This is a genomic window from Flaviflexus sp. (genome assembly GCF_052087705.1).
Lineage (GTDB): Bacteria > Actinomycetota > Actinomycetes > Actinomycetales > Actinomycetaceae > Flaviflexus > Flaviflexus ciconiae.
Genome location: NZ_JBQCYC010000024.1, coordinates 12,147 through 36,213, shown reverse-complemented (window position 1 = coordinate 36,213; position 24,067 = coordinate 12,147). Strand labels below are relative to the sequence as shown.

Annotated in this window: 23 protein-coding genes; 12 read left to right on the top strand and 11 right to left on the bottom strand. The window is 59.9% G+C overall.

Annotated features, from left to right (window positions below; all coding sequences use genetic code 11):
* The first annotated feature begins 380 nt into the window (after positions 1–380).
* The 5 genes from ACTHUY_RS10480 to ettA all read left to right on the top strand — a co-directional run bounded on the left by ACTHUY_RS10480 (position 381) and on the right by ettA (position 6,547).
* A complete protein-coding gene (locus ACTHUY_RS10480) occupies positions 381–1,925 on the top strand; it encodes a Na+/H+ antiporter NhaC family protein (RefSeq protein WP_441675351.1) in 1,545 nt (514 codons plus the stop codon).
* A 285-nt stretch (positions 1,926–2,210) separates the two neighbouring features.
* Entirely contained in the window at positions 2,211–2,543 is a 333-nt protein-coding gene (locus ACTHUY_RS10475) for an ATP-dependent metallopeptidase FtsH/Yme1/Tma family protein (protein ID WP_441675350.1), read from the top strand.
* Positions 2,528–4,282 (top strand): ATP-dependent zinc metalloprotease FtsH, encoded by a 1,755-nt coding sequence (gene ftsH, locus ACTHUY_RS10470; protein WP_441675364.1) that lies wholly within the window; start codon positions 2,528–2,530, stop codon positions 4,280–4,282. The genes ACTHUY_RS10475 and ftsH overlap by 16 nt, the downstream gene beginning before the upstream one ends.
* A 142-nt stretch (positions 4,283–4,424) precedes the next feature.
* Positions 4,425–4,814 carry a single-stranded DNA-binding protein gene (locus tag ACTHUY_RS10465; protein WP_164719844.1) on the top strand — a complete coding sequence of 130 codons (390 nt, stop codon included), beginning with the start codon at positions 4,425–4,427 and terminating at the stop codon, positions 4,812–4,814.
* A 50-nt stretch (positions 4,815–4,864) separates the two neighbouring features.
* The gene (ettA, locus tag ACTHUY_RS10460; RefSeq protein WP_441675348.1) at positions 4,865–6,547 is read left to right on the top strand and encodes an energy-dependent translational throttle protein EttA; all 1,683 of its coding nucleotides are present in this window, start codon (positions 4,865–4,867) and stop codon (positions 6,545–6,547) included.
* 172 nt (positions 6,548–6,719) lie between these two features.
* Here the strand turns inward: ettA and ACTHUY_RS10455 are convergent, their stop codons facing one another.
* Positions 6,720–7,622 (bottom strand): acyl-CoA thioesterase, encoded by a 903-nt coding sequence (locus tag ACTHUY_RS10455; RefSeq protein WP_441654137.1) that lies wholly within the window; start codon positions 7,620–7,622, stop codon positions 6,720–6,722.
* 202 nt (positions 7,623–7,824) lie between these two features.
* Here ACTHUY_RS10455 and malQ point away from each other — a divergent pair, with 202 nt between their 5' ends.
* The 3 genes from malQ to ACTHUY_RS10440 are packed head-to-tail and all read left to right on the top strand — an operon-like array spanning position 7,825 to position 10,625.
* Entirely contained in the window at positions 7,825–9,963 is a 2,139-nt protein-coding gene (gene malQ / locus ACTHUY_RS10450; protein WP_441654136.1) for a 4-alpha-glucanotransferase, read from the top strand.
* Positions 9,964–9,978: 15 nt separating this feature from the next.
* Positions 9,979–10,203: a PTS transporter subunit EIIB gene (locus ACTHUY_RS10445; protein ID WP_441654135.1), complete on the top strand. Its 225-nt coding sequence runs from the start codon at positions 9,979–9,981 to the stop codon at positions 10,201–10,203.
* A complete protein-coding gene (locus tag ACTHUY_RS10440; RefSeq protein WP_441654134.1) occupies positions 10,200–10,625 on the top strand; it encodes a PTS sugar transporter subunit IIA in 426 nt (141 codons plus the stop codon). The genes ACTHUY_RS10445 and ACTHUY_RS10440 overlap by 4 nt, the downstream gene beginning before the upstream one ends.
* Before the next feature lie 9 nt (positions 10,626–10,634).
* Here the strand turns inward: ACTHUY_RS10440 and pepN are convergent, their stop codons facing one another.
* A complete protein-coding gene (gene pepN / locus ACTHUY_RS10435; protein WP_441678696.1) occupies positions 10,635–13,172 on the bottom strand; it encodes an aminopeptidase N in 2,538 nt (845 codons plus the stop codon).
* Positions 13,173–13,301: 129 nt separating this feature from the next.
* Here pepN and ACTHUY_RS10430 point away from each other — a divergent pair, with 129 nt between their 5' ends.
* Together ACTHUY_RS10430 and ACTHUY_RS10425 are read left to right on the top strand one after the other, a co-directional pair.
* Positions 13,302–13,907 carry a DsbA family oxidoreductase gene (locus tag ACTHUY_RS10430; protein ID WP_126703817.1) on the top strand — a complete coding sequence of 202 codons (606 nt, stop codon included), beginning with the start codon at positions 13,302–13,304 and terminating at the stop codon, positions 13,905–13,907.
* On the top strand, positions 13,904–14,566 hold the full coding sequence (locus ACTHUY_RS10425; RefSeq protein WP_441654132.1) for a hypothetical protein: 663 nt from the start codon (positions 13,904–13,906) through the stop codon (positions 14,564–14,566). The genes ACTHUY_RS10430 and ACTHUY_RS10425 overlap by 4 nt, the downstream gene beginning before the upstream one ends.
* 150 nt (positions 14,567–14,716) lie before the next feature.
* Here the strand turns inward: ACTHUY_RS10425 and ACTHUY_RS10420 are convergent, their stop codons facing one another.
* The 5 genes from ACTHUY_RS10420 to ACTHUY_RS10400 all read right to left on the bottom strand — a co-directional run bounded on the left by ACTHUY_RS10420 (position 14,717) and on the right by ACTHUY_RS10400 (position 20,125).
* Positions 14,717–16,699 carry a M13 family metallopeptidase gene (locus ACTHUY_RS10420; protein WP_441678694.1) on the bottom strand — a complete coding sequence of 661 codons (1,983 nt, stop codon included), beginning with the start codon at positions 16,697–16,699 and terminating at the stop codon, positions 14,717–14,719.
* Between the two features lie 331 nt (positions 16,700–17,030).
* A complete protein-coding gene (locus ACTHUY_RS10415) occupies positions 17,031–17,633 on the bottom strand; it encodes a hypothetical protein (protein WP_441678692.1) in 603 nt (200 codons plus the stop codon).
* A 118-nt stretch (positions 17,634–17,751) separates the two neighbouring features.
* On the bottom strand, positions 17,752–18,333 hold the full coding sequence (epsC, locus tag ACTHUY_RS10410) for a serine O-acetyltransferase EpsC (RefSeq protein ID WP_126703813.1): 582 nt from the start codon (positions 18,331–18,333) through the stop codon (positions 17,752–17,754).
* Positions 18,334–18,335: 2 nt separating this feature from the next.
* Positions 18,336–19,271: a cysteine synthase A gene (cysK, locus tag ACTHUY_RS10405; protein WP_441678690.1), complete on the bottom strand. Its 936-nt coding sequence runs from the start codon at positions 19,269–19,271 to the stop codon at positions 18,336–18,338.
* A gap of 236 nt (positions 19,272–19,507) precedes the next feature.
* A complete protein-coding gene (locus ACTHUY_RS10400; protein WP_441678688.1) occupies positions 19,508–20,125 on the bottom strand; it encodes an IMPACT family protein in 618 nt (205 codons plus the stop codon).
* Between the two features lie 240 nt (positions 20,126–20,365).
* Here ACTHUY_RS10400 and rpsN point away from each other — a divergent pair, with 240 nt between their 5' ends.
* A complete protein-coding gene (rpsN, locus tag ACTHUY_RS10395; RefSeq protein WP_126703810.1) occupies positions 20,366–20,671 on the top strand; it encodes a 30S ribosomal protein S14 in 306 nt (101 codons plus the stop codon).
* 45 nt (positions 20,672–20,716) lie between these two features.
* Complete coding sequence (gene rpmF / locus ACTHUY_RS10390) at positions 20,717–20,878, top strand: 50S ribosomal protein L32 (protein ID WP_126703809.1); 162 nt, start codon at positions 20,717–20,719, stop codon at positions 20,876–20,878.
* A gap of 112 nt (positions 20,879–20,990) precedes the next feature.
* On the opposite strand, the gene ACTHUY_RS10385 is transcribed toward rpmF, so the two are convergent.
* From ACTHUY_RS10385 to ACTHUY_RS10370, 4 genes are all read right to left on the bottom strand, one after another.
* Positions 20,991–21,884 (bottom strand): pirin family protein, encoded by an 894-nt coding sequence (locus ACTHUY_RS10385; RefSeq protein ID WP_441654171.1) that lies wholly within the window; start codon positions 21,882–21,884, stop codon positions 20,991–20,993.
* 15 nt (positions 21,885–21,899) lie between these two features.
* Positions 21,900–22,037 carry a hypothetical protein gene (locus ACTHUY_RS10380; RefSeq protein WP_441654127.1) on the bottom strand — a complete coding sequence of 46 codons (138 nt, stop codon included), beginning with the start codon at positions 22,035–22,037 and terminating at the stop codon, positions 21,900–21,902.
* 105 nt (positions 22,038–22,142) lie between these two features.
* Positions 22,143–23,198 carry an LLM class flavin-dependent oxidoreductase gene (locus tag ACTHUY_RS10375; RefSeq protein WP_441678686.1) on the bottom strand — a complete coding sequence of 352 codons (1,056 nt, stop codon included), beginning with the start codon at positions 23,196–23,198 and terminating at the stop codon, positions 22,143–22,145.
* Between the two features lie 155 nt (positions 23,199–23,353).
* Complete coding sequence (locus ACTHUY_RS10370; protein ID WP_441675342.1) at positions 23,354–24,019, bottom strand: NADPH-dependent F420 reductase; 666 nt, start codon at positions 24,017–24,019, stop codon at positions 23,354–23,356.
* Positions 24,020–24,067 lie beyond the last annotated feature (48 nt).

The window sequence follows — 24,067 nt, the reverse complement described above, 5'->3', positions numbered from 1 at the left end:
TCCCTCTTCGGAGGGACCCAGCGTCTTGTGCGCACTGAGTGGCTATGCGAAGTGGCGGTCGGCATGAAAGATTCGCAACTGCCCTGCATAACTTGGCCAGCATGCTGGTGATGTTGCTCATGGAAAGAAAATCTGGAATCGGTCGTGGTGTCGGCGATTTGCTCGGGAGAGTCTGCGGCTGCCATATACATTTGACTGGTGATTGCTACGTATTTTGAACATGGTTCTGCATGATCTCTCTGGTTGAGCGAAGGGTGATAAGGCGGAATTGTCCCTCTAAGGTGGGCCAAATCAACCTCGCCGAAGTCTGAAAAGCTTTCGAACAGTATTACCCTTACTGAATAAGTATTCGATCTACCAGAGGGATCATCATGGACCACATGGGCATAATTTCGCTCATACCCCCGATTCTCGCCATTGGACTCTCCATTGCCTTCCGCAATGTTGTGATTTCTCTGGGCGTGGCGGTCTTCGTCGGCATCCTTATTATTGTTGGCGGTAATCCGGTTGACACGAGCCTGTCGATGTTCACGGATTATCTTGTCGCTCAGGCGACGGACAGCTACAACGCGGGTGTCGTTGTACTCCTGTTCTTTATCGGTGGTTTCGTCGCGCTTGTCGAGCGATCCGGTGGCGGAGCTGCGCTCGCGAAGAGCACGACGAAGTTCATCACGACCCGCGCGAGGGCGCAGTTCTCCGTGTGGCTCGGCGGTATTGCGATCTTCTTCTCCGACCTCGGCACGCCCCTGATTCTGGGCCCGATCTTCGAGAAGATCTTCGACAAGGTTAGGTCCTCGCGCGAGAAGCTTGCGTGGATCCTCGACTCGATGATGTCGCCCGTCGCGATTCTCATTCCCTTCATTGGCTGGGGAATCTACATCATGGGTCTGATTGCTGATGCGTTTGAGAACGAGGGTATCGAAGCGTCCGAGTTCGACACCTTCGTTCAGGTGATTCCGTTCCAGATGTACGCAATCCTCACCGTTATTTCGGTTCCGGTGGTTATTTTCTTCAAGGCTGACTTTGGCCCGATGCGCAAGGCCGAGCGCCGCGTGCTCGAGACCGGTCAGCGTTACTGGCCTGACTCGACTCCGATGCGTGGCGAGAATACGGTAGCTGCGGAAGAGGCGCAGAAGCCCAGCCGCGCAATCGTTATTTGGCTGCCGCTTGCCGTCCTGTTCATTACGCTCTTCGGCATTCTTGGTTCCATGGGTTTCCCCGGCGAGCAGGTTGCCGGTGGCGACTTCCGTGCGGCTCTCTCCACGGCCTACCTGTTTGCCGCGATCACTCTCGTTGTCCTCATGCTTGCCTTCAAGGTGAACAAGATCGGTGCGATCATCTCCACCTACGTGAAGGGCATGGAGAAGATGATCAACGTCGTCATGATCCTCATCCTTGCGTGGAGCCTCGGTTCCGTGCTGACGGAAATGGGAACCGCGAACTTCATTGTCGAAATGCTCCAGGGTAACGTTCCCGGGAGTATCATTCCGGCTCTGATCTTCATCGCCGCCGCCCTCATGTCCTTCGCAACCGGCACCTCATGGGGGACCTTCGCGGTCATGATTCCGCTGGCGATCCCGATCGCACTTGGACTCGATGCCCCAATGCTGGTCTCCATCGGTGCGGTACTTTCCGGAGCCATCTTCGGTGACCACTGTTCGCCGATCTCCGACTCGACGATCCTCGCCTCGACCGGCGCCGGCTCCGATCATATCGACCACGTGAAGACGCAGCTCCCGTATGCGCTGACGAACGGCTCGATCGTCCTCGTCATGTTCATCATCGCGGGCTTCACCGCCAGCCCCTACACCGTGATTCTCGGTGTCGTCCTCATGATCGCCGCCTTCGTTCTCATTGCCCGCTTCACTCGAAAGCGAGATGGCGTTCTGGGAGAAGCTGGCGATAGGACCGGGGGTGGAGTTTGATAGCGCTTCTATCGCCGCGTCCGGTGCTGACCGGGTGTCTGATCAACACGTTGAAACAAACCCCAAGGGCTCGTAACATCCAGCTTCGCTAAGAGGCGTAAACTTCCCTTCGAAGGGCCGCAAGCAATGCGCTTGTGGCCCTTTCTGTACGTTTCCTGGGCGTTGAATATGCCCAGAGTGCAAATAGTGTTCAATTAATTTCACTTTCGATGAAAATAAAGAACAGGAGGTAGGCAACGGGCCCGCCAGTGAACAGCGAATAACGAGAAAGCGGAGGTGGCGGCCGTGGCAGAAAAGGATCCGGTCCGTTACGACGATGGTCGGAACGATGCCGTGGGTGGATCAAGCGCAAAACGCGACAATGGTAGGGAAGAGGATCTGAAGCCCTGGCGCACAGAAGGTTTGCCTCCGGAGGGTATCGAACCACCTACGCCGAAGTGGGGCAGGATTCTTGCGTGGATGGCGGGCGGCTGGCTCGTTCTTTTCCTGCTTTTCAGTCTTCAAGACGATGCTGCCTCGCAGACCGCGACGGTTTCTTACACGGAGTTCTCTGCCCAGGTTGAAGAGGGGAACGTGGAGGAGGTGTTCTCCCGCGGGAAACCATTGAGGGAACCCTGATCGAAGAAGCAGAGCATCCCGATATTGAGGATGCGACCTACACGCAGTTCAAGACTGAACGTCCCACGTTTGCCCAGGATGACCTGCTGACAGCTCTGGATGAGGAAGGCACTATCGTGTCGGCCTCACCGATTGTTCAAGAGCGCGGCACGCTCGCCAACCTGTTCTTCTCGTTCTTACCGATTCTTCTCATCATTCTCTTCTGGGTGTGGATCTTCCGCAGGCAGGCGAAGAACATGGGCGGCATGATGGGCTCCAAGAAGGTGAAGCCCGTCGAAGCCGAGGATGTTCGCGTCAACTTTGACGACGTGGCCGGTATTGACGAGGTTAAGTCTGAGCTTCAGCAGGTTGTGTCCTTCCTCAAAGAGCCCGAGCGCTATACGAAGCTGGGCGCGAAGCTCCCGAAGGGTGTACTGCTCGAAGGCCAGCCCGGCACCGGCAAGACCCTGATTGCCCGCGCCACGGCGGGTGAAGCAGGAGTGCCGTTCTTCTCCGCCTCGGCATCCGAGTTTATTGAAATGATTGTTGGCGTCGGTGCATCCCGTGTTCGCGAGCTCTTCACCGAGGCCCGCAAGGTTGCCCCCGCCATTATCTTCATCGACGAGATCGACACGATCGGCCGTGCTCGGTCCAGTTCGCGGGCCATGGGATCCAACTCCGAGCAGGAGCAGACCCTCAACCAGATCCTCACGGAATTGGATGGCTTCACGGGAGCCGAAGGCGTTGTTGTTATTGCGGCGACGAACCGTTCCGATGTGTTAGACCCGGCGCTCACGCGCGCCGGCCGGTTTGACCGCAAGATCACCGTGTCCGCCCCCGATGCCGGTGGACGCGAGCAGATCCTCAAGGTCCACACGAGGAACAAGCCCCTTGCGCAGGACGTGGACCTTATGGCGGTAGCGAAGACCACGCCGGGAATGACCGGTGCGGATCTTGCCAACCTCGCTAACGAAGCCGCGATCCTCGCGGCCGAAAAGCGTGCTCCCGCGATCACATCCCGCGACTTCGCTATTGCCCTGGAGAAGGTCCAGCTCGGTAGCGAACGTGCGATTGTCATGCCGGAAGAGGAGAAGCTACGGACCGCCTACCACGAGGCAGGCCACGCACTCCTCGGCATGCTTCAACCGGGCGCGGATCAGGTTCGCAAGATCTCGATCATCCCGCGCGGCCGCGCCCTCGGCGTTACCCTGTCGACACCGGAATCGGATCGCTACGGTTACGACGTCGACTACCTCAAAGGCAGGATCGTTGGCGCCCTGGGCGGCATGGCCGCCGAACTCGAAGTCTTTGGTGTCATGACAACCGGTGCCGAATCGGACCTTGAGCAGGTCACGAATATTGCTCGCAACATGGTTGGTCGCTGGGGCATGTCCCCGACGCTTGGCCCGGTCCAGGTGTACCCGTCGGAGGGCGATGCTCGCCAGCAGGGCGCTTCCGAAGAGGTTCTCGGACTCGTCGACCGGGAAGTCCGGTCCCTCATCAACGAATGCCTCGACCGTGCCCGCACCCTCCTGCGAGAGAACCGCGACAAACGCGACTCGATCGTCGAAGCTCTCATGGAGCACGAGACGCTTGACGAGGCACAGTCGTACGAGGCCGCCGGTGTCCAGCCGATCCCGGCCCGCCCCCTCATGGTTGGTGCCATCCCCGGCTCGCCCGGCCACGAGAAGGATCCTGCTGTAAACCCAGCTACAGACGCTGACCCGGCCGCGCAGGACGGTGACACCGCCGAGCACTAACTGTCAAACCCGGTGGCTCATCTACTGCTCTGACAGACATCGTCCACAGACAATGTGGCCAGGAAGCCCCTCCCCGGAGGGGCTTCCGCCGTCTGTGTCACTCGCGCTTCGATGGTTTTCTGGCACTGACAAGGAGGCACGAATGAACAACGAAATTAATGTGTCGATCAGAGGATTTGCCGGTGCAGATGCTGCCCTCATTGAAAGCGACGGAAGGACCCCGTACTGCTATTTCCGGGTGGGATCATCCTCAATGAGGGGCCCGGTGGAGAACCGGGAGCCCGTGACCGAGTGGTTCACGGTTAAGACCTACGGGGAACTGGCGAGAAACTGCGCGTTGTCTGTCACGAAGGGAACCCCGGTTCTCGTGCGCGGCAGGTTCGAGACGGACACGTATCAGTTGCGCGACGATCCGACGCAGTCCCGCACGGTCCTCGTCATCAAAGCCGATTCGGTGGGAATCGAGATCGGACGCGGAACTGCCGAATATGTGAGGGGTCCGCTTGCGGCGGAGGAGTCACCCGCTTCGTGACGCCTGCGGTAACCTTGTGGAGGAAAGCTTCTTAAACACAAGGGAGAACAGTGGCTGAGTACATTTACTCGATGGTCCGAGCCCGCAAGAAGATCGGCGACAAGCTGATCCTTGACGACGTCACCATGGCATTCCTGCCGGGTGCAAAGATCGGTATGGTCGGCCCGAACGGTGCCGGTAAGTCGACGATCCTCAAGATCATGGCCGGGATGGATACACCGTCCAACGGCGAGGCCCGGCTCACCCCGGGATATACGGTGGGAATCCTCCTTCAGGAGCCGCCGCTCAACGAGGAAAAGACGGTCCTCGGCAACGTTCAGGAGGGTGTCGCCGACATCCTTGCCAAGGTCAACCGCTTCAATGAAATCGGCGAGGAGATGGGTAATCCCGACGCCGACTTCGACGCCCTCATGGAAGAGATGGGTAAGCTCCAGACCGACATTGACGCCGCCAACGCGTGGGATCTCGACTCGCAGCTTCAGCAGGCCATGGACGCACTCCAGTGCCCGCCCGCCGACTCGCCCGTCACCCACCTGTCGGGCGGTGAGCGACGCCGCGTCGCACTGTGCAAGCTCCTCCTGGAGCAGCCCGACCTGCTCCTCCTCGATGAGCCCACGAACCACCTCGATGCCGAATCGGTGCTCTGGCTCGAGCAGCACCTTGCGAAGTACCCCGGCGCCGTAATTGCGGTCACGCACGATAGGTACTTCCTCGATCACGTTGCCGAGTGGATTGCTGAGGTCGACCGCGGTCGCCTCTACCCGTACGAGGGTAACTACTCGACCTACCTCGAGAAGAAGCAGGAACGCATCACCGTCCAGGGTAAGAAGGACGCCAAGCTTCAAAAGCGCCTGAAGGAAGAACTCGAATGGGTTCGTTCGTCGGCGAAGGGCCGTCAGGCCAAGTCGAAGGCGCGTCTCGATCGGTACGAGGAGATGGCGGCGGAAGCCGAGCAGACCAGGAAGCTGGATTTCGAAGAAATCCAGATCCCGCCCGGCCCGCGCCTCGGCAACGTTGTTATCGAAGCCAAGAACCTGAAGAAGGGCTTCGACGATCGCGTTCTCATCGACGGTCTGTCGTTCTCGCTTCCCCGCAACGGCATCGTCGGTGTCATTGGCCCGAACGGTGTTGGTAAGACAACCCTGTTCAAGACCATCGTTGGTCTTGAGCCGCTCGACGCCGGTGAGCTGAAGGTTGGCGAGACCGTCGAGATCTCGTACGTCGACCAGACCCGCGCCGGTATCGACCCCGACAAGACCCTGTGGGAGGTCGTGTCGGACGGACTCGACTACATTCAGGTCGGCAAGGTTGAGATGCCGTCCCGCGCCTACGTGTCCGCCTTTGGATTCAAGGGTGCGGACCAGCAGAAGCCGGCGGGAGTTCTTTCCGGTGGTGAGCGCAACCGTCTGAACCTTGCGCTGACCCTCAAGCAGGGCGGCAACCTGCTGCTCCTCGATGAGCCGACGAACGACCTCGATGTGGAAACACTCGGTTCGCTCGAAAACGCTCTTCTTGAGTTCCCCGGCTGCGCCGTTGTCGTCACTCATGACCGCTGGTTCCTGGACCGCGTCGCCACCCACATCCTCGCCTACGAAGGCACCGAGGAGAACCCGGCCAACTGGTACTGGTTCGAAGGTAACTTCGACTCGTACGAGAAGAACAAGGTTGAGCGTCTTGGTACCGAGGCGGCACGCCCCAGCGCCGTGACCTACCGCAAGCTCACGCGCGACTAAACAGACCGCTACCGCGGCACTATTAAAGTAGTGCGCACGCAAAGCTTTGGGCCCAACCATTTCGGTGGTTGGGCCCAAAGCTTGATCGGGGGTCGGTGGGCGGCATCGGATGGGTCTGGAGAAGCGGAGCTCGGTGCCACACTTGATCGTGGCTTTACCCAATTGGCCGGTGCTACTCCGAGAACTCGGGGGAGCGGACCATGCCCTCCTGGGCCATGTTTGCCACGAGTGTTCCGTCCTGGAAGAACTTGGCGAGTGTGAGGCCGCGGCCGCCCTGTGCCGAGGGGCTGTGAAGCTCGGCAAGAATCCAGTTGGATGGATCGACATCGCGGTGCCACCAGGTTGTGTGGTCAAGAGTGGCGAGAGCGATCTTTGGGGTGGACCAAGCAAGTCGGTGGTTACGCAGGATTGGTTCCAGCATGAACTGGTCTGCTGCGTAAGCGAGGACGGCTCTCTTGAGTGTCTGAGAAGAATCGGTTGGCATAGGGGAGCGAGTCTTGAACCAGACGTGCGTTGTCGAGTCGATTTCTTTCGTGGGGCGCAGGTAGAGCTGGCCTTCGACGTGCCGCATGTCGAGCGAGTTCGTCGAGGACATGAAACGGGCCGCCGGATGGTCGACGGACGAAAAGAGGTCGACCGAGGACGGGAACTCATCCGGCCCCGGAACGTTCGGGGGTTCGTCCTGATGCTCGACGCCGGGCTGACGACGCTGGAAGGAGTCGCGTGCCGTGAAGATAATGCGATTGTCTTGCAGGGCGTGCACGAGACGGGTGGAGAATGACCTTCCGTCGCTGATGACTTCGACCTCGAAGTCGATTGGCTTCTTGATGTCGCCAGCGCGGAGGAAAGCCGCGGTCTGGGAGTGGATAAGCCGGTCGTCGCTGTCCTCAAATGTATCGGCGGCAGCCATCACGGCCTGGGCGAGTACCTGGCCGCCATACACGCGTCCGGAGAGCTGGGGCAGGTTGTCGTGACCCCGATATGTGATGTCTCCCTGGCGCTCAAGCCTGAGCGTGTTGAGCAGGGAAGCCAGTGGCTCCGTTGTGCTTTCCGGTATGAAGATGCGCTTGTCCATGGTGCTCCTATCCAGGGTAAACACTAACCGAGTTTTCCTGGGCGAACGCTGTTAGCCCGACACCTGACATCACACTGGAGTAAAGCTCACGGAGAGTGTGAAATAGAAGAGTGTCCCAGCTGACGATTAATTGTGCTGGTCGAAAGCGAATATCTGGCAGAATAGTGCACGAATGCACAATGTCGTTGCGAAAGGTCATCCTATGAGTGTCCCGCCCTCTCGATCAACCCTGACGGAGCTGGCAGCCGCCTATCGTGTATCGACCCAATTTTGGGGATACGACGGACAGCAGCGCGACATCTCCGATGAGATCCTGATCAAGGTGCTGGCCGCCATGGGAGTGGATGCCTCGACCGAGCAGGGCGCAGTGCAGGCGCTCACCGATCGCGAACTTGAGACCTGGCGCAGGATCCTCCCGCCCTCAGTTGTTCACCGCCAGAACTCCGAGGGCCGCGTACACGCACACGTGCCATCCGGTAGCAAGGTCATCCTCGAAGTTATCCTTGAGGGCACCGATGAGTCGTGGCCGCTGAGCCAGGTCGAGGACTGGACCGGGGACCGTGCAATCGACGGCAAGCAGACTGGCCGTGCCTCATTCCTCCTGCCCGGCGATATTCCACTCGGGTGGCATACGCTACGTGCGACCTTGGAGGACGGTACCGTTACCGAATCCCCGTTTGCGATGACACCGGACCGCCTTGACGAACCGGACCTGGAAACCTCCCGGGCCTGGGGTGTTGCCGCCCAGCTCTATTCGGTCCGCTCCGCAAAGTCCTGGGGCATTGGCGACTTCTCCGATCTTGCCGACCTTGCCGCGATCTTTGGTCATGAGGGTGCGGACTTCTTCCAAATCAACCCGCTGCACGCGGCCGAGCCGGTTGGGCACATGTCGCCGTCGCCGTACCTTCCCGTTTCCAGGCGTTTTGTTAACCCGATCTACGTTCGTCCCGAAGAGATCGTGGAGACCGCGTACCTGACTGGCCCGCAGCGTTCCCTCATTGACTGGGGAGGCGAAGAACAACGAGCCTCTTCGCTACGTAACGATTACATTGATCGCGACGAGGTCTGGGAAACGAAGCGCCAGGCCCTCGAGATCATCTTCAAGGTGCCCCGCTCGTTCGCTCGTCAGGCCGCCTACGAAAAGTACCTTGAAGAAGAGGGCCAGGGGCTGACAGATTTTGCGCTCTGGTGCGCCCTGTGCGAGAAGTACCCGAAGGGATTTCCGGAGAATATTGCAACGGCCGACTCCGTCTATGTGGCACGCGAGAAGCGTGAGCTGACCGACCGGATCGAGTTCTGGTCGTGGCTCCAGTGGGTTGCTGACGAACAGCTTGAAAAGGCCCAGGAGGCCGCTCTAGCATCCGGCATGCACATCGGTGTGTGCGCCGATCTCGCTGTTGGTGTCCACCCAATTGGCGCGGATGTGTGGGCGAATCCCACGGCCTTTGCTCGTGGCGTCACCGTCGGCGCCCCCGCCGATATGTACAACCAGCAGGGCCAGGACTGGTCGCAGCCCCCGTGGCGTCCCGACACTCTTGCCGAGACGGCCTACCAGCCGTTGCGCGATATGATCCGCACCGTGATCCGCCACGCCGGAATGCTCCGCGTCGATCACGTTGCTGGCTTCTTCCGTCTCTGGTGGGTTCCCGACGGTCACCCGGCCTCCGAGGGTACATATGTCAATTACGACCACGAGGCCATGATCGGCGTTCTCCTGCTCGAAGCACACCGGGCTGGCACGATCCTCGTTGGTGAGGACCTGGGAACAGTTGAGCCCTGGGTTCGGGACTTCCTTGCGGCCCGTGGGATCTACGGAACTTCCATCTTCTGGTTCGAGAAGGAAGGTGAGGGGATGCCGCTGCGGGCAGAGAACTACCGCCGCGAGGTCCTCACTTCCGTCAACACCCACGACCTTCCGCCCGCCGCCGGCTACATTGCTGGCGAGCATGTCGACCTGCGCGAGCGGCTCGGGCTTCTGATGCAGCCGGTTGAGCAGGTGCGGGCCGAAGCAGATGAGGAACGAGAAAAGGCCCTGAAGCGTTTACGGGAGTACGGACTGGTCGGGGAGAACCCGACCGAGCGGGAAATCGTGGAAGGCCTCTACGCCTACATTGCCCAGGCACGATCCACGTTCCTCGCTGTTTCCCTGGTTGACGCTGTGGGTGAACGTCGGACCCAGAACCAGCCGGGAACCGATCAGGAATATCCGAACTGGCGGGTTCCGTTGGCTGACGGAACAGAAGAGGTTGTTCTCGTCGGCGACATTCCGTCCCATTCGCGTGTCACGTCCCTTCTGGAGACGTTTAGGCGCGCACTTGGGGACGATAACCGGCTACTCTGAGACCAAGGAGGAATCATGGATAAAGCACAGTCCATCATCGCCGGGCTCGGCGGCAAGGACAATATTTCCACGGTAGAAGCCTGCATCACCCGTATCCGTGCCGTCGTGAACTCGATCGACGCGGTGTCGGAGGAGGCCCTCAGGGAGAGCGGTGCCTTCGGTGTCGTCGTCCAGGCCAATAACGTTGTCCAGGTTGTTGTAGGCCCCGAGGCCGAAGATATTGTGGAGCGCATGGGGTGAACTTTTATTCGCCAATAGCGGGGACTGTACTCGGGCTCGAGTCGGTCCCCGACCCTGTGTTTTCAAGCCTCATGTTGGGACCCGGTTGCGCGATAAACCCGTCGGAGACCGGCGTTATGACAGTCCTGTCGCCATGCGACGGCGAGGTTACCTCGGTGCGTTCCCATGCCGTTGTCGTGAGTTCCTGCCTGGTCCATGCCGGGATCGATACTCACAAGAGCGATGCCCTCACCGCCCTCGTGAAAGAGGGCGATCAGGTGAGCGTCGGAACCCCACTTATCACCGTCGACCTGGATCGCTTAGGCGACCTGGAATCCATGGTTGTCGTGACGTTCCCTCAGAAAAGGACGAGCGCCTGGAACCAGGGTGTGGCTCCAGGCGCTCAGGTTACAGCCGGCGATCTTCTCGGAAAGCTCGACTGACCACCAGTCCTAACTGTTATGAGCTGAATCGACCGTCTGGGCCGCTAGGGCCCGGCGGGTCGCATCCCCATGCTCAATGATGATCCGGCGTAGCGCCGGTGCAGCGTCCGGGTGCTCCTCCAGCCACGCGTTCAGCCCTGCCTCAACATCGGTTCCCATACCGATAATTGAGGGTGTGAACATACGGGTGGCGAGCTGCTGCGCCATCTCGTACGTCTGCTTCTCCCACACGCCGCTCAGGGCGTCGAGGTACCTGGGGAAGAACGGGGCGAGGACGGAGGCCTCTCCGGCTTGAAACCCGAAGAGGGCGCTCCGCTGCTGCATGTTCGGCAGGCCGCCTTCAATCAGTGCCGAAAAGGCGGCCTCTTTAGCCTCGGGGGTTGGGATGGAGGCGCGGGCACGCCAGGCGGATTCCATTCCTGTCGCCGTGTTGTCTTTTGCGAGCTCCGCCTCGATCCTTGCCTCGTCGATCCGGCCACCGGCAGAAAGCCCCTGGAGGACCGTCCACCTGCCGTCGGTGTCCAGCTCGAAGCCGTTCGGTAGGTTCTTACCTTCGAGCCAGTTCTCAAGCCGGTCCAGCTGAGCGTTGCTCTTCGCACGGCGTGCCGCCTCCAAAGCAACCTGGAATTGGATCTCCGAGCCGGGCTCGGCCCGGTCGGAGATCGCGAACAGCTCATCGGCAACCTTAACGATCAGGTTCTCCCTGTTATCGGGGGAGGAGTAGATCGTGGCCGCCAGCGACGCGCTCATGAGCAACACGCGCAGTGCGGTCGGGTGGTTCTCGGTTTCGATCGCGCGGAGCCCCAGCTCAGTAAACGAGGTAGCAGACAGTTCTGCATCGCGGCACATGTCCCAGGCCGCGCTGAGGAGGAGCGTGCGGGCCAGCTGATCATCGAAAGTGTCGATGTGCTTGATCGCGGTCTCCAACGACCTCTCATCCAGCCTGATCTTCGTGTAGGCCAGGTCCCCGTCGTTCAGGAGAACAATGTCGGCAATCTTCTCGTCAGCCAGCTCCGTGACAACTGTTTCCTCACCGGCAACATCTAGCTCAACGCGCTTGCGCAGGACGAGGCGATTATCGACAACGTCGTACAGTCCCACTCCCATGCGGTGCGGACGAAGCCGGGGTGCGTTACCGAGCTCCTGACGGATTACCAGCTCTGTCATCGTGTCACCCTGGGCGGTAATCACCGGGCGAGCAAGGGTCACACCCGACTCCTCGAGCCACAGGGTGGACCATTCGGACAGGTCACGGTCGGAAGCCTTCTCGAGCTCCACCAGCAGGTCGGATAGCTCCGTGTTGCCCCACGAGTGCTTGGAGAAGTACTCGGACAGGCCGGTCATGAACTCGGTGCGGCCCACGTAGGCAACAAGCTGCTTGAGGACGGAAGCGCCCTTGCCGTACGTGATTCCGTCGAAGTTTGCCCACACCTCCTCAAGGTCCGTCACCGAAGAGACAACGGGGTGCGTGGAGGCGAGTTGATCGGCTTCCATGGCCCACGACTTCTCCGACGAGAGGAACGTCTGCCAGGCCTGATCCCAGCGGGTTGCCTCATCGGCAGCCAGGTGCGACATGAACTCGGCAAACGATTCGTTGAGCCACAGGTCGTTCCACCAGCGCATCGTCACCAGGTCACCGAACCACATGTGGGCAAGCTCGTGCAGAATCGTGATCGCACGACGCTCGATCATCGCGCCTGTGGCACGGGAACGGAACACGTAGGATTCCGTGATTGTTACGGCACCGGCGTTCTCCATGGCTCCGGCGTTGAACTCGGGAACAAAAATCTGGTCATACTTGCGGAACGGGTAGGGGTGACCGTATTCGTTCTCAAAGAAACCAAAACCGGCCTTCGTGATGTTGATAACTTCGTCAGCATCCAGGTGCTCGGCAAGCGACGCACGGCAGTACACGCCAAGCGGAATCGTCCGACCATCAGAACTCGTCAGTGACGATTCGCTTCCTTCGTAGGGTCCAGCGACAATCGCCGTGAGGTATGAGGAGATCTTCTCGGTGGGCGTGAACTCCCACAGGCTCGAGGTGTCATCAACCGGGGTGGGTTCCGGGGTGGGGGAGTTGGAGAACACCTTCCAGTGGCTCGGTGCCGTAACTTCGAACGTGTATTCGGCCTTGAGGTCGGGCTGCTCGAAGACAGTAAACACGCGCCTAGCATCGGCAACCTCGAACTGGGTGTACAGGTAGGTTTCACCGTCGACTGGGTCAACGAACTTGTGCATGCCCTCGCCCGTGTTCATGAACGAACATGTCGCGTCCACCACCAGCTCGTTCTCGGCCTTGAGGCCAGTCAGGTGGATTCGGGAGTCCGCGTGCGCGGACAGGTCGACCGGCTCGCCGTTGAGCAGGATCGAGTTGACCGAGCCGATCAGGTCCACGAACGTTTCATCCGCGCTTGCGGAGAACTTCAGTGTCGTGATGGAAGAAAATGTTGTGTCGCCCCTCAGGTCGAGCTGGACGCGGTAGCTGTCGGCAGAAACCGCTCCAGCGCGTGCCGCTGCCTCTGACCGGGTGAGGTTCTCTCCTGGCATGAATGTCCTTTCACAGTGTCCGTGCGCGGTTTGCGTGCACCTACCTAACAGTACTTGCTGGGCTGGGAATACGCTGAGCGCTGAGCGTCCCTGTTTGGAAGTCGGCTCAAACTACGGGACGATGGTGACATGGCTGACAAAATTGATTTCTGGTTCGATCCCTCCTGCCCCTGGTGCTGGATGACTTCCCGCTGGATCGCGGAGGAGATTGTTCCCAACCGTGACGTCGACGTCACCTGGCACGTCCTGTCCCTCACCCTCCTCAACGAAGGCCGCGACCTCGATCCTGGCTACGCGAAGCACATTGAAGAGGCCCGCCTCGGTGCACAGGTCTCCGTTGGTGTTGGTGAGGTATACGGCCAGGAGGCCCTCGGTAACTTCTACACCGAGGTCGGCAACCGCTACCACCCGGGTGGCCGCACGAACGAGCGCGACGCAATCGTTGAGGCCCTTGAAGCCGCAGGGCTCGACGTTGCCCTCGTCGAGCGCGCCGAGTCCGGTGAATTTGATGAGGCCATGAAGGCACAGCTCAAAGGCGCCACCGACCTGGTTGGAACCGACGTGGGTGTCCCGACGATCTCCGTGAACGGCTCCGCCTTCTTCGGCCCGGTTGTTACCCCGGCGCCCCGAGGAGAGGACGCTCTGCGCCTGTTCGACGGTGCTGTTCTCGTTGCCTCCGTTCCCGGCTTCTACGAGCTTAAGCGTTCCCGCGACAAGGGGCCGTCGTTCGAATGATCAGAAGATTTGCCGCGGCGAGCATCGTCGCACTCGCAGCGCTTTCGGCCTGCTCCGATGACACCGTGACTGACGAGACATCGTCGTCCGAGGAAACATCTGCCACCCCAACCTACGAGGAACTAACCCCCGAAGGCACAGCTGACGGCGGCGAGGAGGGGACCGAGGGTCGCATGACCGTCGAGGGTGACGTGGTGACGTCGAAGGACGACCGCTATTCCCTGACCCTGGTGGATGGATGGCAGGCATACCCTGCGCCACTTGACGAGAACGTCAACCTCACGGTTCTGCTCGTCTCCGGTGTCAACAACTCGGCTTTCGTTCCGAATATTGTGGGAACCTGGGTTGATGCTGCTCCCGGCGTCCCGACCGCGTTTGAGGAATGGGAGGAGCCCGCTAGCAACTCCTTCCGAACTGGCGTCGAGAACCCGGATGATGTTGTCATCGGACCTGCCATGACGCTGAGCGTGGACGGCAACGAGGTTGAGGGGCTTGAGGTCACGAGAGTCATGGACGGACTGGAGATCACCCAGCTTGTCTACCCGATCTTCAGTGATGACGGGCTACAGGAAGTTGCTTTCTCAGCATCGGCCGAAGAGTTCGGTGAGCTCCAGGCCGATGTCGAAGAGATGCTCTCAAGCGTGGCAAGTGCCGATTAAACAGTCCTGTCATAACCTTTAACCGATGCATAGGGGAGGGGCCGATTCAGAATGAAACTGAATCGGCCCCTCCCTTGACGTTATCTCCCGGCAGCTATGTTCTGGCCTTACGCCAGCAGTGCCAGTATTGGTATCGGACAATAGCTTTCATTACCAGATGGCTACGCGCTCATTCTCGGGGAGGTAAAGCTCGTCGCCTTCCTTGACGTCGAAGGCCTCGTGGAACGCCGTGAGGTTCTTGGCGACACCGTTGCAACGGAACTCGGAGGGGGAGTGCGGGTCGATGCTGAGCATGACGATCGCGGTCTCGTCCCTGGACTTCTCCCGCCAAATCCTCGCGTACGAGTAGAAGACGCGCTGGGCACCGGTCACTCCGTCAATGACGGGAGCATCATCGATGCCGTCGTAGCCTTGGCGACGCAGTGCAATGTCGTATGCCTTCAGGCCGATCGTGAGGCCGCCGAGGTCGCCAATGTTTTCACCGATGGTGAGGGCGCCGTTGACGTGATGCTCGGTGCCTTCGAGCGCCATCGGGGTGTAGGCGTCGTACTGTGCGATAAGAGCGTTGGCGCGCTTCTCAAACTCGCTACGGTCCTCATCGGTCCACCAGTTGTTGAGGCGGCCCGACTCGTCATACTTCGAACCTTGATCATCGAAGCCGTGGCCGATTTCGTGGCCGATCACAGCACCAATGCCGCCGTAGTTCCAGGCGTCATCAGCATCCGGGTTGAAGAACGGATCCTGAAGAATAGCCGCGGGGAAGACAATCTCGTTCCACGTCGGGTTGTAGTAGGCGTTCACCATCTGGGGAGGCATGAACCATTCTTCACGGTCCATGGGTGTCCCGAGCTTTGCAATAGCGCGATCAGTTTCGAAACCGGCCGAGGCGCGAACGTTGCCCACCAGGTCATCGGTGATCGTCAGAGCGGAGTAGTCCCGCCACTTTTCCGGGTAGCCGATCTTCGGAACGAAGGTCGAGAGCTTCCTAAGGGCCTTCTTCTTGGTCTCCTCACCCATCCAGTCAAGATTCTTGATCGAGTTGCTGTAGGCCTCAAGTAGGTCCGCTACGAGCTGCTCCATCTTTTCCTTGTGGGACGGCGGGAAGTGACGCTCCACGTAAATCTTGCCGAGAGCCTCACCAAGAACACCGCTGACAAGTGCAACTCCTCGCTTCCAGCGGTCCTTCTGCTCCGTGGTTCCCGTAAGAGTAGTGCCGAAGAAATCGAAACGCTTCTGGGCGATGTCTTCAGTCAGGTAGGCGCCGCGGGAGACAGCGACCTGGAAGGTCAGGTACTCCTTGAGGACATCAAGATCGGTCTCTTCCCACAGCTTTGCGGCTCCCGTGAGAGCATCCGGCGTCAGCACAATAAGTCGGTCGGCCAGATCGGAGGGGATGCCAATAGCTTCACGGGCTGCCTCCCAGTCAAAACCCGGTGCGGAAGCCACGAAGTCGGTCCACGACATCGGGTTGTTGATCTTGTCGGCGTCGCGGGTCGTCACGACATCGGCGTGGTGAGAAGCGAGAGCGGTCTCGAACTCGACGATATGCTGGCCAGCCTCTTCGGCATTCGCAAGAACATTCGTGAGGGCAAGGTATTCGGGAATGAACGCCTTGAAAGCCTTGAGGGTCTCCGCATGCTGTTCGGACCGGTAGTATGCCTCATCCGGAAGGGACAGGCCCGACTGGCTGATAAAGATGACGTAGGAGTCCGGGTCGTTGAGATCGGCGTCAATGTCGAAATCAAACGGGGTGTTCACGCCCGTGCGAACAAGAGTGCCCACGGCACTCGCGAGAGCTTCCTTTGTCTGTGCGAGAGAGATCTGCTCAAGATCCTCACGGAGCGGCTCAACGCCTGCGGCGTTCAGGGTGTCGACATCCATGAAGGACGAGTAGTAGTCGCCGATCTTTTGAGCATCACCTGCAGGGTCACCTTCGGCAAGTTCATCAATGATTGCCTTAACCTGCTCCTGCGACCGCTCGTTAAGGTCGTAGAAAGCACCGTCCCGGGGACGGTCGGCCGGGATCTCGTGAGTGTCGAGCCAGGTGCCATTAACCCTGCGGAACAGGTCATCTTGAACACGGACGGATTGCTTAGCGTTCTTCAGCACATCGCTGAGAATAGGATCTGTCATTCCACCAGTCTAAGGGCAGTCCGTGGCAGGGCTCTCGTTCATTGCGGAGGGCGAAACCAGCCAGGTCGGAGAAGCTCCAGGCGCCATGGAAGTTGACATGAGAGTTAGGTAGGAATCCTCGGCGATGGATGCAAGGAAGGGTCCGGCCAACTCACTTGGCCATGTTGATCATGTCGAGCTGGAAAGCTCGAGCGTAACCCGTTGGAAAGCCTGTTCAGTATCGGGTGTGATCTGCTGCAATAAAGAGACCATCCGCCGTTCTGAGGAACGACGGATGAGTGAAAGTTAGCGTTGGTGAGGAATGTAGGTGGGGCGAGTGACTACGCTGTCCTCAGGCTTTCGCCTTGGCAGAGAGACCGAGAGCTACGGTGCAATGCACGAGTGCCGCAAAGGGAGTAACCCAGGGGAGGACGTCGAGGAGCCAGGCCCAGATGCCGACGAGGATGCCGCCGGTAAGGAAGCTCGACAGCGGGGTTCCGTCGTAGCCGGTGTGAATGGCGAGGGTGCGCACGACATCGCCGGAGATCCCCTTCTCACCAAGAGCACGTTGCCACCTGCTGCCACGAACGGCCTCCGAGAGCGCGCCACCGGCAAGCCATGTGCCAGCCACGAGAAGAGCCTCGTCAAAGCCGCTTGAAAAGAAGGTAATGAGAAGAACGGTAAGGGCAGTTGCGATGCCTCCGACGATGGCAACGCCTACCGCAGGGTTCTTTGGTCTCATGCGCAGGTAGCCGATCCCAATGAGCTGGACGATAGCCCAGCCCAGGACGGAGAGTCCGATGATGCTCGCAACTCTCGTGACGTCCGCAACGAGGATGGCCCCGATAATGAGGACGACAAGTGCGGTGACAGCAAAGAGAAGGGCCCTCTGGCGGGCCTGCTTGGCGCTCGCGAGATACTCGGGATTCGCTGCGGAAGAGTCGGGAACGGTCATGCCACCCACTTTAAGACCTGTTTTCGTCAAACAAGGGGTTGGATGGGGAATGGCGGCCCGAAGGCCGCCATTCTCACAGTTAATCGCCAGTTCTAGTGGTCGATCCGATAGTGGTTTATCAGATCCAGATGGCCGGGTCGATTTGGGGTTCCATGACGGGGATCTCGCGGTTCTTCGCGGGAACGCCGACAGCGGTCACTCCGTCGGGAACGTCCTTAACGACAACGGCGTTAGCGCCGATCTGGGAGTCGTTACCGAGCGTAATGGGGCCAAGCACCTTGGCTCCAGCACCGATCGTGACCCGGTCACCGACCGTAGGGTGGCGCTTTCCCTTGTCAAGGGAAACACCTCCCAGGGTCGTGCCGTGATACATCATGACGTCCTCACCGACCTCGGCGGTTTCGCCAATGACGACTCCCATGCCGTGGTCGATAAACATGCGCCGCCCGAGCTGAGCGCCCGGATGGATCTCGATCCCAGTGATTGACCTGGCTGCCTGCGACAGCAGGCGTGCCGGGAGCTTCAGCCGATCTGACTTGTTCCACATTGCATGTGCCACCCGGTGTGCCCACAGGGCGTGCACGCCGGGATATGCCAAAGCGACTTCCAGCGGGGTACGCGCCGCGGGATCCCGCCGACGAGCAGCCTCAAGGTCTTCCTTGAGGAGCGTCTTCAGGGAAGCGCCGAGTGACAGAACCATGATTAATCGACCAGGCCCTCGAACAGCGGGGTGGACAGGTAGCGTTCACCGAACGACGGGATGATGACAACGATCGTCTTACCGGCGAACTCTTCGCGGCTAGCAACCTCGCCAGCGGCCTTCAGGGCAGCACCCGAGGAGATACCAACGAGGAGGCCTTCTTTCGTGGCCGCTGCACGGGCCCAGTCGAAGGAGTCCGCAGAAGGAACGGTGATGACCTCGTCGTAGATCTCGGTGTCAAGAATTCCGGGAATGAAGTTGGCGCCGAGGCCCTGGATCTTGTGGGGGCCAGCCTTACCTTCGGACAGGAGCGGAGACTCGGCCGGCTCAACGGCAAAGATCTTGATGTCGGGGTTCTTCGAACGCAGGTAGCGGCCCGCACCGGTGATGGTTCCGCCGGTGCCAATGCCGGAAACGAGGGCTGCAACTTCGCCGTCGGTGTCGTTCCAGATCTCAGGGCCGGTCGTGGCCTCGTGAATAGCGGGGTTCGCTTCGTTCGCGAACTGCGAGGCAAGCACAGCACCCGGACGCTCGGCTGCAACTTCTTCGGCCTTCGCGACTGCGCCCTTCATGCCATCAGCAGGCTCTGTGAGGATGAGCTCGGCACCGTAGGCGCGCAGGAGTGCGCGGCGTTCCTTCGACATCGAGGACGGCATGGTGAGAACAACGTTGTATCCGCGTGCTGCACCAACGAAGGCGAGGGCGATACCGGTGTTGCCGGAGGTGGCTTCTACGATCGTGCCGCCCTCGGTGAGCTGACCGGACTTCTCAGCAGCATCCACAATGGCAACGCCAATGCGGTCCTTCACAGAGTTGGCAGGGTTGTAGAACTCGAGCTTCGCGAGGACGGTGGCCTTCGAGTCGGGGAACAGGTTGTTGATGCGGACGAGCGGGGTGTTGCCGGCAAGCTGGGTGGCGTCGGCTGCAATTCGAGACATAAATCTTCCTTCGATGAATTTTGAGGGGGTTGTACCGGTCGGTAAGTAGTAAAAGGGAGAGTGCCGAGCATGCGTCAACGCACCCTGGGGCTCGACACTCTAGCGACAGAACAGACAGCACGGGAGGAACGGACGAGTGGTGCTCATGGCCGCCTCCTTAGAAGATAGTTAAAACTTCAAGCTCAGTGCTTATGGCTATAGTTTCATGACCTTCGCCACCGAGCAAGCCCGTTCACTCATCGAGAGAATTGCTGAACCGTTCCGCGATGTTCGGGTACGACATCTGTGCCCAGCTCAATGGAAGCAATGGTGGTAAGGCGATCAACTCTGTCCGTTGTTATCAGCATCGGCACCTCGGAACCCCACTGCGACTCCACTTCCCAGCCTTCCGACCGTAGGATCCCTTCGAGTCTGCCGGCTGTGGCCACAGGAACGGTGATCTCCCACTGCGGCACCTCGGTGACCGTCCACAAGGTTGCCTCATTGACTGCCTGGGCCACGGAATCGGAATAGGCGCGCACGAGCCCGCCGGTTCCAAGGAGAATCCCGCCGAAATAGCGGACAACAACAGCAGAAACATTGGTGAGTTCCCGTCCGCGCAACACGTCGAGCATGGGCCGGCCCGCGGTTCCCGACGGCTCCCCATCATCGGACGAGTGCTCCCTATCCTGCTCGCCGGGTACCTGGACGATCCATGCGGAACAGTGGTGGCGAGCGTCTGGGAACTCCGTTCGGAGCTCGGCAACAAGGTTTCTGGCCCCGTCCGGATCGGCGGCGGGGACGAGTTCGGTGATAAAGCGGGAGCGCGAAATCACAAGCTCAGTTCTCACGCTGTCTCGAATCGTCTGCGGCATACCGCTATCCTAGGGGTGTTCATTCATCGGCCCTGACCCGCCCGTCTTTTTAAGTGTGACCGACTGCGCGGAGATTAGTGGTTGATGTAACTATGGTTCTGGCTCAATCCTGAGTTAGGATGGTTTGTCGGACCGCTGTCCCTCCGGGTGATCCCCATCGCGCGAGGAAACTCCCGGTAGGTCCAGCAAGATACAAGATGTTATAGCCGGAACATCGTTTCGGTATATAGAGAGGTAAGCATGGCGAAGAAGTCCAAGATTGCGCGTGACAAGCAGCGCCGCGAGATGGTCGAGCGCTACGCAGAGCGTCGCGCACAGTTGAAGAAGGCTTCGGTGGACGAGAACCTGACGCAGGAAGAGCGTGATGAGGCTATGGCCGCACTGCACCGCCTTCCGCGCAACGCGTCCCCGGTTCGTCTGCGTAACCGCGACGCCATTGATGGTCGTCCCCGCGGTTACCTCGGCGACTTCGGTCTGTCCCGCGTTCGTATGCGTCACATGGCGCTTCGTGGTGAGCTCCCGGGCGTCACCAAGTCCTCCTGGTAAGAACATTCGCGGCTTCGGCCGCCTAAGACAGAAAGGAGCGGCGCAATGGCAGTTCCCAAGCACAAGATGTCGCGTAGCAACACGCGCAATCGTCGGTCCCAGTGGAAGGCTCAGATGACGGATCTCGTCACGGTCAAGGTTCAGGGGCGCGAGGTTCGCATTCCCCGTCGCCTGGTCAAGGCCTACCAGACTGGTGCGATTGACTAAGCTCTAGCGACTTAGCAAATATTTGAAAGGCGTGGTGCCGAGACTCGTTCTTGACACCACGCCTTTTCATACCCCAAAACTTTACAAGCCGGATTGCAATGGTTGGATTAGTCTACGGCTGAATGCGCGGTTTGATTCGAGCGTTGGGGAGCTTCGGGGCGGGAAGCGGTGCAGGCTCGCCTTCGGGGAAGTGGGCTCCGAACCTAGGTACGGCCATGCCGTCAAAATACGTCCCGGACTCCATGCCCTTTGCGGTATCGGCGGGCGGCTCTTCCATGCCGATCTCAGCTTGCCAGGCATTGCGGTATTGAACGATCTCGTCGTGCGAGCGGCCAACGAAGTTCCACCACATGACGATCGTGTCCTCGAAGGGCTCGCCACCGATCAGGATGATTCGGGTCGGGGAGTCACCTGCGGTAAAGCTAATCTGTTCGGGGCCTAGAGGAAGATAGGCCAGCTCGTCCTTACCGAGCGTCCGGTCGTGCTCACCCACGTGGATAGTGAGCTCGCCGGAATCGAGAAGGACCCCGTGCTCGAAGGACCGGTCAATATCAAGCGTGACAGTCTCACCCGGGTTAATGACAACCTGGGCAGCAAGCTCTTCGATCCTCGTGTCAATAGGTGAGGTTACGTCGGCTAGGGAACCGATGTAGGTGAGGACAGTTCCTCCGGGAACAACCTGCGGTTCGGCAACGTAATGCTGGGACCCGGGCGTCGAGTTTCTCTTTGCTTCGGGGAGTGCGTACCAGAGCTGGACACCGTGCAGGATCGAGGTGTCTCCGGTGGAGAACTCGGAATGAGAGATCCCCGATCCCGCGATCATTAGGTTGACCTCGGAAGGGCGCACAATGTTCGAGAAGCCGGTGGTATCGATGTGCTCGATCAGGCCCTCAAAGAGAAGCGTGACGGTGGCCAGGCCCGTGTGCGGGTGCCGCGGTACTGCCGTGCCACCCGTGGCGCCAACATCGTCTGGGCCGTAGTGGTCGAGGAAGCACCAGGGGCCAATCAGGGAGCGCTTACGCTACGGCAGGGTGCGCCGGGCAGTCATGGCGCGCGGGCCACCCAGAGGCACCTCCCGTGCAGTGATGATGTCGACAATGTCGGCCTGCTGAACGTGCTTGCACTCGTACTCGGCTGGATTAACTTCCCAGTTCGTCATGCTGTCATCATGTCAGCAAAACCGGGGCCAGCGACCTGAACGGTTAGACGCTGACCCCGGCTTTGCTTTGAGCAAGGAGATTAGGAGGCGATTGCCAGATGGGTGCTACTTCTTGGCGAGCAGTCGCTCGACCCTCGGCTTGACCTCGGTGGCGAGGAGGGTGATGGACTCGAGGAGGTGGTCCTGAGGGAGGCCGCCGATGTCCATCTGCAAGAAGTGCCGCATGTGGCCCATGTGCCCATGGAGATGAACGATACGTTCGGCCACCTCGTCGGGATCACCAATGTAGTACGCGCCTGGGGCCTTGGCCTGCGCGTAGTAGGCGTTAGGATCCGGCTCCGGCCATCCCCTCAGCCGCCCCATTTCTACGTTCAGGTTGTACCAGCCCGGGTAGAACCGTTCGAGTGCCTCCTCCTTCGTGGGTGCGATGAGTCCCATGGCGGCTACCGATACCTTGATGTTCTCTTCGGGGTGGCCGGCGCGCTTCGCGGTCTCCCGGTACAGCTCAGCGAGTGGGGCAAAGCGATGTGGGGCTCCGCCAATGATTCCGTAGGACACCGGCAGGCCCAGCTGTCCCGCACGTGCGGAAGAACCCGCGTTGCCGCCCGTAGCCAACCAGATTGGCATGCGGCCCTGGACCGGGCGGGGGACAACCGCGAGGTTCGGGATCTCGGGGCGGCGGCTACCGCTCCATGTGACTTCCTCAGAATCGCTCTCATTAATGGTCATGAGCAGGTTGAGTTTGTTGGCGTACAGCTCGTCGTAGTCACCCAGGTCGTAACCGAACAGTGGGAAGGTCTCGACAGAAGAACCGCGGCCGGCTGTGATCTCGATACGCCCACCACCGGAAATAGCATCGGCGGTTGCGAACTGCTGGTAGACGCGGACCGGGTCATCGGTGCTGATGATGCTGGCGGCGCTGCCGAGAATAATCTGCTTTGTTGCTGCGGCGGCGGCCGCAATGGTGGCCCCCGGTGATGATGCAGGCATGGAGGTCGTGTGGTGCTCCCCAACCCCGAAGTAGTCGAGCCCAACCTCATCCGCATGGACGATTGCCTCGTGCAGGTTACGCACCGCCTCATGGGTTGAGTGAAGCGAGCCGTCCTCATGACGCTGAGTATCGCCGAAGCTGTAGGCGCCTATTTCCATTGTCTCTCCCATGGGTTGAGCTGACGCGTCAGCAAGATGTTTGTCAGCAGGATGGCTACCGCGCCATAAGCGCGATAACTGAGTGAGTTGTTTGGTTCAGGTGGTATTCGTACGGGCCGGTGTCAGTTTTAACGGCCCGGTTGAAGCGCCGAAAGGTGGCTTAGGAACTAGGAGTGTGCAGGCTGCTTTGCGGCTTCGAGCAGGGGTCTCATCTGCTCAGCATTGTGAGCGCTGGCAAAGATCTCAGTGCCCGGCTGATAGGCGCGTCCCGCGCTAAGCGGTCCAGCATCCACGGCGTCATAGCCGAGGCGGTCGATAAAGCCAGCAACCAGCGCCTTAGCTTCCTCATCATCACTTGCAAGAGCAAGCGCCCTGCGGTCAGGTGAGCCCGGTTCGCGGCCGTGCTCTTCGAGATCGTGATAGCCAATGTGGTTAAGAGACTTAACGATCCTCGTCTCTGGCAGGTAGGCCTGAATGATCTCGCTACTTGTCCGGGGATCACCCTCGAAATCGTCAAGCTCGCCATCAATCGGAGCCCAATAGTTCATCACATCAATCGCGGTGCGTCCGGCAAGAAGCTCCGGATCGAGAGTGCGGTACTTGTGTAGCGGCACTGCTATAACAACCAGATCTGCGCTCGCGGCTTCGGCAGCATCAACGGCAATGGCACCGGGCGTGATGATCTCGACGATCAGCGAAATCTCGCTAGCCGGCTTCGCAGTTGCGATCTTCACCTCGTAGCCCGCTTTCAGGGCCTGACGTGCTACGGCAGTTCCAACGCGTCCTGCTCCCAGGATTCCAATGGTGCGAAGCTCAGTCGGGGCAGTAGTCAATGCAAAGTCCTATTCGTCGGGCCAGGAGAGAGGACCTCTCAAGGCTCT

Coding starts and splice junctions, on each gene's coding strand:
- rpsN (WP_126703810.1), top strand. CDS start 20,366: ATGGCGAAGAAGTCCAAGATTGCGCGTGACAAGCAGCGCCGCGAGATG.
- epsC (WP_126703813.1), bottom strand. CDS start 18,333: ATGGTTCTGTCACTCGGCGCTTCCCTGAAGACGCTCCTCAAGGAAGAC.
- malQ (WP_441654136.1), top strand. CDS start 7,825: ATGAGTGTCCCGCCCTCTCGATCAACCCTGACGGAGCTGGCAGCCGCC.
- ACTHUY_RS10375 (WP_441678686.1), bottom strand. CDS start 23,198: ATGGGAGAGACAATGGAAATAGGCGCCTACAGCTTCGGCGATACTCAG.
- ACTHUY_RS10415 (WP_441678692.1), bottom strand. CDS start 17,633: ATGACCGTTCCCGACTCTTCCGCAGCGAATCCCGAGTATCTCGCGAGC.
- pepN (WP_441678696.1), bottom strand. CDS start 13,172: ATGCCAGGAGAGAACCTCACCCGGTCAGAGGCAGCGGCACGCGCTGGA.
- cysK (WP_441678690.1), bottom strand. CDS start 19,271: ATGTCTCGAATTGCAGCCGACGCCACCCAGCTTGCCGGCAACACCCCG.
- ACTHUY_RS10425 (WP_441654132.1), top strand. CDS start 13,904: ATGATCAGAAGATTTGCCGCGGCGAGCATCGTCGCACTCGCAGCGCTT.
- rpmF (WP_126703809.1), top strand. CDS start 20,717: ATGGCAGTTCCCAAGCACAAGATGTCGCGTAGCAACACGCGCAATCGT.
- ACTHUY_RS10465 (WP_164719844.1), top strand. CDS start 4,425: ATGAACAACGAAATTAATGTGTCGATCAGAGGATTTGCCGGTGCAGAT.
- ACTHUY_RS10380 (WP_441654127.1), bottom strand. CDS start 22,037: ATGACGAACTGGGAAGTTAATCCAGCCGAGTACGAGTGCAAGCACGTT.
- ACTHUY_RS10445 (WP_441654135.1), top strand. CDS start 9,979: ATGGATAAAGCACAGTCCATCATCGCCGGGCTCGGCGGCAAGGACAAT.
- ACTHUY_RS10455 (WP_441654137.1), bottom strand. CDS start 7,622: ATGGACAAGCGCATCTTCATACCGGAAAGCACAACGGAGCCACTGGCT.
- ACTHUY_RS10430 (WP_126703817.1), top strand. CDS start 13,302: ATGGCTGACAAAATTGATTTCTGGTTCGATCCCTCCTGCCCCTGGTGC.
- ACTHUY_RS10400 (WP_441678688.1), bottom strand. CDS start 20,125: ATGCCGCAGACGATTCGAGACAGCGTGAGAACTGAGCTTGTGATTTCG.
- ACTHUY_RS10480 (WP_441675351.1), top strand. CDS start 381: ATGGGCATAATTTCGCTCATACCCCCGATTCTCGCCATTGGACTCTCC.
- ACTHUY_RS10420 (WP_441678694.1), bottom strand. CDS start 16,699: ATGACAGATCCTATTCTCAGCGATGTGCTGAAGAACGCTAAGCAATCC.